Origin of the sequence: Lysinibacillus sp. NPDC097162 (assembly GCF_044762185.1) — a bacterium.
Classification (GTDB): Bacteria; Bacillota; Bacilli; order Bacillales_A; family Planococcaceae; genus Lysinibacillus.
In genome coordinates this window covers 17757-30303 of record NZ_JBIWDT010000007.1, presented here as the reverse complement: position 1 = coordinate 30303, position 12547 = coordinate 17757, and the positions used below count along the sequence as shown (strand labels likewise).

Below are 12547 nucleotides of genomic sequence, written 5' to 3'. Positions count from 1 at the left end.
GTTTCAAGCTTTAAATTAAAAAGTACAGCAAGCTATCCTGAAGTAGGTACTTGCTGTACTAGAGAAAATTAGAAGCCTAAAGAACGACGGAAATAACTTGCGTAACGTTGACTAACAGGGATACGTGTACCATCTTTCATTATTAATAAGAAAGTTGAGTGTGAATCTGGTTGAATTTCATCAATGTAATCAATGTTTACAATATAGGAACGGTGACATCTAATAAATGAGTCAGGTGCTAAAAATAGCTCAAGATCACTTAAATTTAAACGGTGGTAGCCTTCTCGTCCCATTGTTTTAACAAATGTTTTACGAAGCTGTGTTTCAAGATAAATGACTTGATCGTGCTTAATTGGATACCAACAATCATCGATTTTAATCGTAATATAGTTTGTTAAAAATGCAGATGGCTTTTGCGGGAAGATGGCTGTGATAGCACCTTTTGTTTCGCCTTCTTCCATTAAAGGAATACTCATACCATAGTAAGCAACACCAAATACATCAGGTTCGATATACGTGCTGATTTTTTGATTATAGCTTAAAGCCTTATGTGCAGCTGAACCTTCTTTAATCGGATCACCTGGCTTAATTTTTAAATCAACCTTTTTGCTTGGTTGGTAGTACAAGTATTCATTTGTATCAGAAATTGCGATTGAAGTATTCTCAGGGAAAAACTCCTTAATAATCTCCATAATTTCTTCTATTTGTTTTGGATCCACTATTAGCACCTCGTTTTAACTTTTAAAAATAGTATTATCATCTATTTTACTACATATTCGTATAAATTATATAGAGAAGATTTCGGAATAAAAAAGAGATATGTCGTTTCCTGAAATAAAAAGTAGGATAAATGCTTACATAATATTCAAAATGGAGTAATTAATTACTAATTACTTTTTTTATGTATATGGTAAAATTTAAATGTCTATTAATAAGTTTACAAGGTTTCAACTATCTTTATATGATAAATAAGAACTAGAATGATGTGTAAAATGTGGTTGAAAGGAAATCGCAGAATATGGTAAAATTCACTGTAAAGTATATTTTTTTTTAAGACTGGTGTTTAAGTTGGGTTATTTTTAAGCTATATTCAATATATAATTGTGTAATAGGACTCAATTCATATGATAGATAAGTAAATACTTTTTTCTTATTTAGAAATTGTAATTTGATGTCAAATATTGTAATGTAATTCGTGCACTCTGAGGAAAGATGGGGAAGATTATGCAACTACATCAACATTCTATGTCCGAAACGATATCAAAAAGATACTTCCAAGAAATCGATAATATTAACCAATATGTCGGCGTAGAAGAATTTTTTAATATTGAGTCAAAGTTAATATTTGAAATTTATCATTTAGAATCTGCGAAGGCGAAAAAATCCTTGCATGAATTAATTGATATTCTTTCTATACGCTTTGGCAAGCAAGTTATTAAAATTGTGAGAGGTTATTTTTCTGTGTTAGCGTCGATTGTTGCTCGTAAATTGCTAGACAATCAAGTACCTTCAAAAAAAGCCTTTGCTTTTAATATTGCTTGTAATGATATGATTGAAAACCAAATGAAAGACGCTGAATTTTTGCAATTTGCTGATGATTTAATTGATTTCTTTGTCTATTTTATCGCAGATAGAAAACAACCGACTTTCCGTCATCAGACAGTCAACAAAGTGATTATGTATATAAATGATGAGTTAGAAAATGATCTGACAGTAGAAAGTATCGCGAATAACTTCCATATTAGTACTAGTCACTTATCACGTATTTTTAGAGAACATGTGGGCATAACATTGGTTGAATATTTAAATGTACGCCGAGTAGAAGAATCACAATATTACTTACGACATACAAATAAAAGCATTACGTCAATCTCAGACCAATTCCATTTTTGTAATCAGAGCTACTTTACACGTATTTTTAAAAAATACACAGGTGTAACACCTAAGCATTTCCGTGATGAGTTACACCATGAATTTTACCGTTTTGAAATGAACGAGACTGAGATGCAAAACGTATAATTTTAATCATGGGCATTGAATGACTGGCGCTAAATATAAAAACATACTGATAAGATGCGATCGTATTAGCGATGCTAAAGCGCGCATCTTTTTTTATATGAAATGATCGCCATAGTTCCAAGCTTACAAAACACCTAGGAAGAATTGATAAGTAGCGCTTGCTATTTGATAAAGGTAGTCTTTATAAGGTATACTTCACATTAGTTGAAAAATAATAGTAGGTGGAAAAATGAAAAATTTGAAGCTATTATCAATGCTTGGTCTTGTTGTTTTTGTATTAAGCGGCTGTCAAGCAGTTGAGAACAAAGAAGGCTTTTTCTATAGTGTTTTTGTAAAACCTATGGAATTTTTACTGGAGTTTTTCGGAAATGATATTTTTTCAGGTAGCTATGGTTTAGCGATTATCGCCATTACGGTCCTTATTCGTTTAGTCTTAATGCCGATTATGTTGAAAAACTATCGTCAGCAACAATTAATGAAATCGAAAATGGATGCCTTCAAACCTGAAATGGAAGCCGTTCAGAAGAAAATGAAGGAAGCAAAGACAAAAGAAGAACAAACGCAATATCAGCAAGAAATGATGGCATTGTATCAAAAGCATGGTGTTAATCCGTTAAATATGGGTTGTTTACCGATGTTAATTCAAATGCCAATCATTATGGGTCTTTACTTTTCAATTTTATATTCTGCCGATGTGAAATCACATGAGTTTTTATGGTTTAGCTTAGGTTCACCAGACATTGTTATGACAATTATTGCAGGGATCGTTTATTTAGTACAAGCACGTGTATCTTTATGGACTGTACCTGAGCAACAAAAAAAGCAAATGAAAATGTTTATTTACATTTCGCCAATTATGATTGTCTTTATTTCTATGTCCTCTATGGCAGCTCTACCTCTTTACTGGTCTGTCAGCGGAGCATTACTAATTCTTCAAACATATATCGGTCGAAAATATTATTCGGAGCATCCCGAAAAAGCAAAATCATAAATGAATTTATGTCGAGGCGCTTGTGTAGCCTCGATTTTTTTTAGGAGGAAAACAGAGTGAATACAAAATGGATATCATCAATTCTTGTGGCAATTTTTAGTATCGCGGCAATTGTATGCATCATTTTAGGAAATTTCAACTTTGCTGTACTAGCGATGACAATCATGTTTGCCATGTCTAATGGTTTTAGAGCGAAAAGTTTTAAGGAGCAGGGATATATTAAAGAGGCAAAATGGATGAAGTATATGTCTATCTTTTTCTCGATAGCTTCAATTGTTGTCCTTATTATCATTTTTACAGAATAATAGTGAAAAGCTTCACTTAAAAATGTGAACAGTGATAAAATAAAACTATCAAATGAAAATGTTATAACTTGCTTCAGCACAAGTACTCCACTTCAAGAAGTGGTGGATGAATGCCTTGAATATGCACTGAAATCTATGGGGGTTCAAAACCTTGCTGAACCAAGTTAAAAGCCCCGGCGGATGTCACAGATTTTTTACATGAGCTTTTCGAGCAAGCTCGAAAAAATCTGGACGCCATTACGCCGAGGCGTAATTGATTAAAGGTCTTAAGGTTGCTCAAACTCTCGATGAAACGACCTGTCTGGTAGTTGGGCAATCCTGTATCTGTACAAAAGGGGCAAAAAAAAGTGAAAAAAAGTCGTTTACCACTTATTATTGGTGCTGTTATTTCAGTGGCATTGATCGTTTCAATTTTTGTAGTTATAAACTATAAAAAAAGCCAAGTAAATGTAGCATCTGATGAGGAACAACCAGTAGCACAAAAAGGCAAAGAAGATGAGCCAACAAAAGAACAACCAAAAACACCTGATAATACATCTGAGCCTCAAGAACAGCCGGATGAAAACGGTTATTACCCAAATCAAACTATACCAACAGAGCCTACTTATATTGATGGTATTTTATTAGCTAATAAAAGATATCCACTACCATCAACATTTGCACCTGGTGAAAGTCCAGAGGCTCGTCAAGCGTTAAATAAGATGATAGCAGAAGCGAAGCAACAGGGTTTTAACTTAGTGGCGTTTAGTGGATATCGTTCATACGAATATCAAACAACATTGTATAACAACTATGTTAAGCGTGATGGTCAGGCTGCTGCGGACCGCTATAGTGCGCGACCAGGTTTTTCTGAGCATCAAACAGGCTTAGCATTTGATATTGGTGAAGTTGGCAAAGATGATTTATGGTTGACTGAGGAATTTGGCGAAACACCAGCTGGACAATGGTTATTTAATAATGCTGCGCAATTTGGTTTCATTTTACGATTCCCTCAAAACAAAGAAGACATTACAGGTTATATGTATGAATCATGGCATTACCGTTTCGTTGGAGTCGACATTGCGAAAAAAATTAAAGAACAAAACCTTACTTTAGAAGAATATTTAGGCGTGAAATAACAATAGAAGACTACTATCGTTGATTTCCACTACAGCGGGTGCTTTCCGCTCCAATCAACTGACCGTGTTGAAAGGAGATCCCATTTTATTACCTAAATCAGGGGAGAATTGTTTAAAAGTGCCCGTAGCGAAAATCAAAAATAAAGAAAAAGTGTTAGATTGATTTGAAGTCAATCTAACACTTTTTCTTTTTGTATCAGCAAGATTTGAACAAGTAGTTTACTACAGTACTGGTGTTAGTAAACGTGAAATAGATTCCTTAAACTTGATCATGTTCGAACGATTTTGATACATCTCCCAAGTTAATTCCGTGCAATCTAAAATATCCTTTTCAAATAGCTCCGCTAACTGATGAGAAATTGTTGAATCGTAAATAAAAGCATTTACTTCGAAATTTAAACTGAAACTTCGTACATCGATATTGGCAGTTCCGACTGTAGAAGCCTCGTCATCGATAATAATGGCTTTAGCATGAATAAATCCTTTTTCATAAATATAAACTTTTGCCCCAGCGCGCAGTAATTGCCCCACATAAGAGTATGTAGCCCAATAAACAAACATATGGTCCGGTTTGTTTGGAATCATGATACGAACATCAATACCTGAAAGCGTAGCAATTTTAATGGCATCTAAAAAGCTGACATCTGGAATGAAATAAGGGGTTTGAATATAAATATATCTCTTGGCCATATTAATAAGCTTTAAATAACCAATTTTAATTTGTTCCCACTCAGAGTCTGGTCCGCTCGAAACAATTTGTAAGCCTACATTACCCTTTTTCGGAATAGCAGGGAAGTAGCGATCTGAATAGCCCATTTTTTGCTGTGCACAAGCTTGATTCCAATCTAGCAAAAAGCGTGTTTGCAACGGATGGACGGCACTACCTTCGATACGTAAATGTGTATCTCTCCAATAGCCAAATTTCTTTTGAAGTCCAAGGTATTCATCTCCTACATTAAAGCCCCCAATATAACCAATACGACCATCAATTACTACAATTTTACGGTGATTTCTGAAATTTAGACGTGGATTAAGCAGTGGGAATATTGAGGGGAAGAACACTTCAACCTCACCGCCCGCTTCAAGAAGTTCTTTGAAATGTCTTCTTTTAACATTACGTGAGCCCATTTCATCATACAAGAGCCTCACTTTAACCCCTTGTTTTGCCTTTTTAATCATTGCGTCGACGAGACGCGTACCTAAATTGTCTAAACGAAAGATGTAATATTGAATGTGGATATGATCTTTTGCTGCTTCGATATCTTTTATAAGCTGTTCAAATTTGTCTGCACCATCATCAAAAATAGAAATATGGTTGTCTTGTGTTAATACGGCATTATTCGTTTTTAAATGCATGTAAATCATCTCTTTATAATTTTCAGCATTTTCAATACGAAACTCAAATGTATCATCTCGAATCGTATCCATTTGATAGCTAATCAGATTATCAATCCCAATATCCTTGCGCCCTTCCCAACGAAACAAATGTTTCTTCCGCAGTTGCCTGCCGACTAGTAAATATAAAATAAATCCAACTAATGGCAAGAAAAATAGGACGAGAATCCATGCCCATGTAGAAGAGGCATCTTTACGTTCTAAAAAAATTATGGTCATCGCTGATAAGATGTTAAAGATTAATACTAAAGGTACTAGATATTCTACATCTGTAAAAATGCTCATTCCTGCACCCCTCTACTATTTTTCATATAATACTTAGTATAGCCTACTTTTCAGGTGGAAAGAAAGAAGAGTCCGCTATTTGTTGTCACCATAGAAAAGATTACCCTAAAATATAAAGAGGTAATCCGCAGCGCTTCTATAAATGAAAGTGTATAAATACGGATGCTTGAAATTCGTGCTGTATGGACTGTGCAAACTATAATAGAAAACCGGCAAGCCTCCCCTGTGGTATGGCTTGCCGGTTTTGACTACTGTGGATGCCCCCTTCAAGAGGAGGGGGGCATCTTACTAACTTATGAATAACATTCCCATTGAAATAGTATATCGGAAAAATCTTGTTGTAGAAGTTTATCACGATTGATAAAAAACTTACCTACGCCACTATCCGCCCACATAATACCGAACTCATCATTAGAATCTATTTGTAGTAAAAGTACATCATATCGTTGCAAAAGCTGAGATGCATGTCGAATGTCCTCATCTAAAAAATATGCATAACCACCTATCTTTGCCCCTGCACCTAAAAAATGCTGTAAATAAATTTCATATAAATTAACATCATAATTTTGCGTTGCTATTAGGCTAGGTAAATGATGCACAGCACGATAATCTAACGCAGAAACAGGTTCTTGCGTGTAGTGAAATTGTAATGCTAATTCCTCATTAATAGGAAACCAATCATTTGAGGATTGTGATAGGTTATTATGTGATGGCATAGTTATTTTGGATTCTACTGTCGGGTAAAATCGTACCTTATAAAACTGTTGGAAAATATCTTCTTTATAGTGCGCTGCATTGGCAAAAATATTAGATGATATAAAAAATTGTAAAATACCTTGTGTAGGGAAATCTTGTATGAGCGGTATTTCTGCAAAATTTATTTGAGCTAATAAACGCATAGATTCACCAGTAATGTCTTTTGGAACTGTTTGATAATATGGTAAATAAGGTTCACCAGCAAATTTACTTTCTGTTAATGAAGTTGTTCGTTTAGATGGCGAAATAATAATCGCTGGAGAAAGCGAATCTTCAATTTCAGAACGTAATGGGTAGAGCTCTCTAGGTAGAGATAAATTTATCGTTTTGTTCATGCAGTGCCCTCCGAGTTTACACTTTCAAACATTGATGTCTTTAACTAACATAATCAAAAACGTTTGTTACTATAAGGTACGACATTTTGTAAGTAAATTATTCAAGGCGTAAAGTTTTATTTGATGCGTTATAAATAAACATTAGACTAATGGAGATAATGGCGATTGTTGCAGCAATGTAGTAGCCAAGGTTTGATTCCATTGTGAATAACCATGTAAAGAATAGAGGGCCGAGAATACGTCCTAAATTGTCCATAGAATAAGAAAGGCCTGCTGCTGTTCCGTATTGGCCACCAGATTCTTTGGAGGATAGTGACACAACACATGTTCTTGCAAGGGCATTTCCTGCTGTGAATACACAAAGAGCAAATCCTGCCATTAATAGATTGCCTGTTAAAGTAAATAAAATCATACCAAGTGCAGTAACGATTTGAGCTCCAATAAGCCAAGAAGTTTCCGTACCATTTTTAATACGACGAACAACACCGCCTTGTATTGCCGCATCTACAAAACCACTAAACATAAATAAATAACCAATTTGCAATGGTGTTATGTGTATGCGATCAATTTGGAAAAGCTGGAATGTTGCTTCTACTCCTGCGAGCATAAAAGTGACTAAAAAAGAGAACATAAATAAATAACGAACTCGGTATTGAAGCATTTTGCTAACACCTTTTGGTACGATTGCACGTTTTGTTACATCTTTTCGTTTTTCTGGTTCTTTTAAGACGAAAATTGCATAAATAAATAATAGCGCAATTAAAACTGCTGATGCGATAAATGGTAGTTGCAAGCTATAATGACCTAGCATGCCACCAATTGCAGGACCGAAGATAAAACCTAGACCGATGGACATGCCCATTAAACCCATGTATTTATTACGATCTTCCTCGCTCGACATGTCACCGATAAAGCCTGTTACCGCTGTATATAGTGCACCTGAGAATAAGCCGCCAACTATACGTGATACGTATAGCATCGTTAAATTATCAATAAATATTGAAAAGATAACGAAGCTGAGACTGAATCCAACCAATCCCGTTAAAATAAGTTGCTTTCTTCCGACTTTATCGGATAGCTTTCCCCACAGTGGTGCAGTAAAAAAACTTGCAAGTGAATACACTGTCAGTAAACCGCCTACATGAATGTTTTGCCAGCCTTGTTGCACAATGACTTCTGGTAAGACTGGAATAATAATTCCGAAGCCTAAGTAGACGAGAAATTGTACTGACATTAAGAGTAAAATTGGTTTTATCATTTAATTTCCTGCTTTCTTACAATATTTCAGTATGTATATTCTACCTCTCTTGTTCTTGCTATTACAAGGAAACGTAGGTAAAGCATTTTGTTGGGTACTGTAAAAAGTTTTTTTAAATTGTTTTTTATTTCGCTGAGCGGTTATTCCACAATATTTATTTCTTCTTCTATTCCCTCCTTTGGTAGAGGTTTTAACAGGTCCCAAATATCCGTATTGAATGTCAAAAAAAAATGAGGAAATACGAATAGAACCAATGAGATATGCAAAGAATATAGTTATATCAAATCAGTTTATTTTTTGCCGTAAAAAATGGTCATTAAACATAATTTACATTGTAACAAAATTGAAAAATATTAAAGGCGAGTTAAATGGTATGATAGATAAAGATAAACTCGTCTGACATCTATAACATAGAAAATTGAAACTTTTTTGGAAATAAAACGTTATATAAAATCGAGGAAAGATTGAGGTGGAATGTATGACAAAGGAAGTAGATTTGAAAAAGATTGTTTCGAATTTATCGAAGTTGGGTGTGACTGCCACTGTAACGAAGTCTCGACTTGAACTTTTAAAAGTGCTCACACCTCCAACGCAAACTCCGCAAGTTCAAGCTTAACTCGTTTTACAAAAAAAGAATGGATAGTCTTTTGAAAATAAGACTATCCATTCTTTTTTATTCAAGTTTTTAATCATCTTCATCATATGTTGTAAACATGTAAGTACGATAATGGAAACGCATGCTAAAGACCAGTCCGATGGCAAGTGCATTCCCCATTAATGAACTTCCTCCATAACTAATGAACGGAAGCGGAATACCCGTAATTGGTAGTAATTGAATTGTCATTCCGATATTTTCGAATACGTGGAACGTAATCATAGCAATAATTCCTGCACATACATAAGTTGAAAAAGGATCTTTTAACAATAGTGTTGTTTTTGTTAAATGATAGATTAACAAAAAGAAAATACAGATTACGATACTTGCACCAATAAATCCCCATTCCTCACCAATGACGGTGAATATGAAGTCCGTATGATTTTCTGCTACGTACACTTCGCGCCCACGGAAACCTTTACCAAAAATTTCACCCGAACCAATGGCGTTTAAGGAAGTGATTAAATGGTAGCCATCACTGGATGAATAAGAATAAGGATCTAGCCAAGAATAAATTCTGGCAAACTGGTAAGCTTTAAACCCAAAAGTTTTTTCTAAAAAGTCCTGCATATAAAGCGCCATCCAAAGGAGACTTCCTCCGATAGCTGCTCCACCTAAAAAAGTAGGTAATATAATCTTCCATGAAATGCCTGCAACAATAACAAGTGCTGCAGTAATCGCAAAGAAAACAAGTGCAGAACCAAGGTCTGGCTGTTTCATAATAATACCAAGTGGTATAATCAACGTTATAGCAATTTTGCCTAGTAAAATGAAGTCGGATTTTATGGATCTTAAAGAATAAACTTCATGATGCTTACTAATAAGTCGCGCAAGTGCTAAAATATAAAATGTTTTCATAAATTCGGAGGGCTGGATATTGCCGAGTGGTGTATGGAACCAGCTTTTTGCTCCATTTACAGGCTCACCAATCTGACCTTTTCCTTCCGGCATGAAAATAAGTAATACTAAAAGGGCGATCCCAGCTCCATACATATACCAAGCCATTTTTTTATATTGATCGGGTTCGAAAAACATAATGACACCGATAATAACTGCACCAATTACATACCACTGTAACTGTTTTGGCACGTAGTTAATACCGTATTGTCCAGAAGTTTGCGCAGATGCAATAGCTAACAAACTTATGACAAGAAAAGTGAAAAGTATAAAAGCGAGCGTCCAGTCAAAACGGTTCACGAAATTTCGTTTATTTTCCATAAAAGCCACCTAAAATAAAATAGTTTAAAGAGATGCGTGTATACGCATGTTGAACATTAACATTATAACGCAAAAAACAATTTTACGCCTGAGTATATTGTTCTGACGACAAATAGCATAAAATGTTTCAAAAAATGATGATTAGTTTTATAATGAAGTGAAGAATGGGGTGATGGATGTGGCTAAGAAATTAAAGTCAGCTGAAGATTTTATGTATCATATATACGTTCATATGAACGATGTCGATAAATTTGTTATTTTTAGCGGGCTTAAGCTCTCGCAATTTGTGGCTGCTTTAGATCCACTGCATCACTTACTTTTACTTAAGCATTCCTATGAAGATGGATCATTTAATATGCATACACAGTTTGATTATGTACCTGATGAGGAGGTTCCTCGTTTTGTAAAAAAGGCTACAGAGTCAAAAGAATTGTGTTGGATAGATTTTATGGATGAAAAGAGGCTAGATCAGCTGACTGCGATGGAGCAGGGAGAACTGCTCTACATTAGCCATAAAAAGGAACCGATTACATCGCCATTCTTTAATAAATTGCAAAATCGGTTTGTTTATTGTTCTTCGGATGTAGAGAAGATGACAAAAATTTATTTTCGCCATTTAAGTGATTCAGATTTACTAGTTGCAAATGTCATTAATTCTTTAATTCGTGAGAAAGAAAGAAGCACAGGCTTTTGGAGACGTAAAGTAAAATCGAGTATTCCTTGTCTTACACCTGAATTTTTAAGAGCTTATCGTTCTTTTGCTAAGGACGGTGCATTATTATCGCTGTATCGCATCGAGAAGCCGAAAGCAGCATATGGTATAGAAATTCGTAACTTATCAGATTATTCCTTCCCAGATGAAGTCTGGGATGATTTAAATACAATTTTGAAAAACGAACACGATGAATTGATTCAAATTATTTAGCTCTATTTAGCAGGCATTCCACCAGCCAAATATGAAGGGAACCGAAGCGAGTGATTTATGTCATTTACTTCGGTGACCAACTTTCGAATGAATAAGGCACTCAAATCTCACCGTAATTTTAACGGTGAGATTTTTATGTCATTTGTCAAGACGTTTCGTGATAAACTAATAATACTCAAGAAGTATGTGGAGGGCACAAAAATGAAAAAAAGAATCGGTTTATTATACGGCGGAAAATCAGCGGAGCATGAAGTGTCATTGTCGACAGCGTGTGCGGTCACTGGAGCTTTGAATTTCGAGGAGTATGAGATATATCCGATTTACATTACACAAGATGGGGAATGGCGACGCGGTGAGCGTCTAGAAAAACCTGCAAATTCGATTGAAGAATTACAATTTGGTGATGAAGCTATTATTTTAGAAAATAATATTACAGCATTTTTAATCGATAATAACGGGACAGCGGTACAATTTGATGTTATTTTCCCTTTACTGCATGGAACAAATGGGGAAGATGGAACTGTACAGGGCCTACTTGAAGTCTTGAATCTTCCGTATGTTGGAAATGGTGTATTGGCGTCATCAGCAGGTATGGATAAAGTAATTATGAAGCAATTATTTGAAATTGCCGGTTTACCACAAGTGCCATATACGTACTTCATTCGCAGTGAATGGGCTAACGAACAAGAAGCTATTTTAACACGCTGTGAAGAAAAATTAACTTGGCCAATGTTTGTAAAGCCTGCCAATTTAGGTTCAAGTGTTGGCATTAGTAAGGCTTCAAATCGTCAAGAGCTAATTAAAGCAATCGAAGTGGCTTTACAATTCGACCGTAAAATTGTAGTAGAGCAAGGAATTGTAGCTCGTGAAATTGAATTGGCTGTATTGGGCAATGATTTTCCAGAAGTCTCAGTGCCAGGTGAAATTAAGCCTATGACTGAATTTTATGATTATGATTCGAAATATAAGGATGGCTCAACAGCGCTCATTATTCCTGCAGAGCTTCCTACAGAAGTTGTAACAAGCTTAAAAGAACATGCAAAAAGCGCGTTTAAAATTTTAGATGGAAGCGGTTTAGTACGTGCTGACTTCTTTGTTACAGCAGATCATGATATTTATATTAATGAAGTAAATACAATGCCAGGTTTTACACCTGTTAGTATGTATCCACTTCTTTGGCAACACACAAATGTAAGCTATCCAGAGCTTATTAATCGTCTGATTGCTCTTGCACTTGAGCGTTATGAAGAAAAACAACAGCTTCACTATAAAAAAGACTGAGTGGGA

12 protein-coding genes are annotated in these 12547 nt (G+C 35.1%); 7 read left to right on the top strand and 5 right to left on the bottom strand.

The genetic code is table 11. The annotated features are described in order from the left end of the window. Positions 1–68 precede the first annotated feature (68 nt). Positions 69–719 carry a LytTR family DNA-binding domain-containing protein gene (locus tag ACIQXW_RS20735; protein WP_173479405.1) on the bottom strand — a complete coding sequence of 217 codons (651 nt, stop codon included), beginning with the start codon at positions 717–719 and terminating at the stop codon, positions 69–71. 505 nt (positions 720–1224) lie between these two features. On the opposite strand from ACIQXW_RS20735, the gene ACIQXW_RS20730 reads away from it, so the two are divergent. From ACIQXW_RS20730 to ACIQXW_RS20715, 4 genes are all read left to right on the top strand, one after another. Further along, entirely contained in the window at positions 1225–2019 is a 795-nt protein-coding gene (locus ACIQXW_RS20730; RefSeq protein ID WP_173479406.1) for a helix-turn-helix transcriptional regulator, read from the top strand. A gap of 229 nt (positions 2020–2248) precedes the next feature. Continuing rightward, positions 2249–3010, top strand: coding sequence for a membrane protein insertase YidC (yidC, locus tag ACIQXW_RS20725; protein WP_340822032.1), 762 nt, complete (start codon positions 2249–2251; stop codon positions 3008–3010). Between the two features lie 56 nt (positions 3011–3066). Beyond that, positions 3067–3315, top strand: coding sequence for a hypothetical protein (locus tag ACIQXW_RS20720; protein ID WP_340822033.1), 249 nt, complete (start codon positions 3067–3069; stop codon positions 3313–3315). Positions 3316–3662: 347 nt separating this feature from the next. Beyond that, positions 3663–4433: a M15 family metallopeptidase gene (locus ACIQXW_RS20715; protein ID WP_340822035.1), complete on the top strand. Its 771-nt coding sequence runs from the start codon at positions 3663–3665 to the stop codon at positions 4431–4433. A gap of 222 nt (positions 4434–4655) precedes the next feature. Here ACIQXW_RS20715 and cls read toward each other — a convergent pair whose 3' ends face one another. The 3 genes from cls to ACIQXW_RS20700 all read right to left on the bottom strand — a co-directional run bounded on the left by cls (position 4656) and on the right by ACIQXW_RS20700 (position 8462). Then, a complete protein-coding gene (gene cls / locus ACIQXW_RS20710) occupies positions 4656–6113 on the bottom strand; it encodes a cardiolipin synthase (RefSeq protein ID WP_340822036.1) in 1458 nt (485 codons plus the stop codon). Positions 6114–6406: 293 nt separating this feature from the next. Further along, positions 6407–7204, bottom strand: coding sequence for a YwqG family protein (locus ACIQXW_RS20705; RefSeq protein WP_401021713.1), 798 nt, complete (start codon positions 7202–7204; stop codon positions 6407–6409). A 97-nt stretch (positions 7205–7301) separates the two neighbouring features. Continuing rightward, a complete protein-coding gene (locus ACIQXW_RS20700; protein WP_402765152.1) occupies positions 7302–8462 on the bottom strand; it encodes an MFS transporter in 1161 nt (386 codons plus the stop codon). Between the two features lie 478 nt (positions 8463–8940). Here ACIQXW_RS20700 and ACIQXW_RS20695 point away from each other — a divergent pair, with 478 nt between their 5' ends. Beyond that, positions 8941–9078, top strand: a complete 138-nt coding sequence (locus ACIQXW_RS20695) for an Lmo0850 family protein (protein WP_004232019.1) — start codon at positions 8941–8943, stop codon at positions 9076–9078. A gap of 69 nt (positions 9079–9147) precedes the next feature. Here ACIQXW_RS20695 and ACIQXW_RS20690 read toward each other — a convergent pair whose 3' ends face one another. Continuing rightward, complete coding sequence (locus tag ACIQXW_RS20690) at positions 9148–10335, bottom strand: FtsW/RodA/SpoVE family cell cycle protein (protein ID WP_340822040.1); 1188 nt, start codon at positions 10333–10335, stop codon at positions 9148–9150. 172 nt (positions 10336–10507) lie between these two features. Here ACIQXW_RS20690 and ACIQXW_RS20685 point away from each other — a divergent pair, with 172 nt between their 5' ends. Further along, entirely contained in the window at positions 10508–11260 is a 753-nt protein-coding gene (locus ACIQXW_RS20685; RefSeq protein WP_340822042.1) for a hypothetical protein, read from the top strand. 201 nt (positions 11261–11461) lie between these two features. Continuing rightward, positions 11462–12541, top strand: a complete 1080-nt coding sequence (locus ACIQXW_RS20680) for a D-alanine--D-alanine ligase (RefSeq protein WP_340822043.1) — start codon at positions 11462–11464, stop codon at positions 12539–12541. Positions 12542–12547 lie beyond the last annotated feature (6 nt).

Excerpts from the sequence above, each read along its gene's own strand:
- ACIQXW_RS20730 (WP_173479406.1), top strand. The coding sequence starts at position 1,225 with ATGCAACTACATCAACATTCTATGTCCGAAACGATATCAAAAAGATAC.
- yidC (WP_340822032.1), top strand. The coding sequence starts at position 2,249 with ATGAAAAATTTGAAGCTATTATCAATGCTTGGTCTTGTTGTTTTTGTA.
- cls (WP_340822036.1), bottom strand. The coding sequence starts at position 6,113 with ATGAGCATTTTTACAGATGTAGAATATCTAGTACCTTTAGTATTAATC.
- ACIQXW_RS20705 (WP_401021713.1), bottom strand. The coding sequence starts at position 7,204 with ATGAACAAAACGATAAATTTATCTCTACCTAGAGAGCTCTACCCATTA.
- ACIQXW_RS20700 (WP_402765152.1), bottom strand. The coding sequence starts at position 8,462 with ATGATAAAACCAATTTTACTCTTAATGTCAGTACAATTTCTCGTCTAC.
- ACIQXW_RS20695 (WP_004232019.1), top strand. The coding sequence starts at position 8,941 with ATGACAAAGGAAGTAGATTTGAAAAAGATTGTTTCGAATTTATCGAAG.
- ACIQXW_RS20690 (WP_340822040.1), bottom strand. The coding sequence starts at position 10,335 with ATGGAAAATAAACGAAATTTCGTGAACCGTTTTGACTGGACGCTCGCT.
- ACIQXW_RS20685 (WP_340822042.1), top strand. The coding sequence starts at position 10,508 with ATGGATGTGGCTAAGAAATTAAAGTCAGCTGAAGATTTTATGTATCAT.
- ACIQXW_RS20680 (WP_340822043.1), top strand. The coding sequence starts at position 11,462 with ATGAAAAAAAGAATCGGTTTATTATACGGCGGAAAATCAGCGGAGCAT.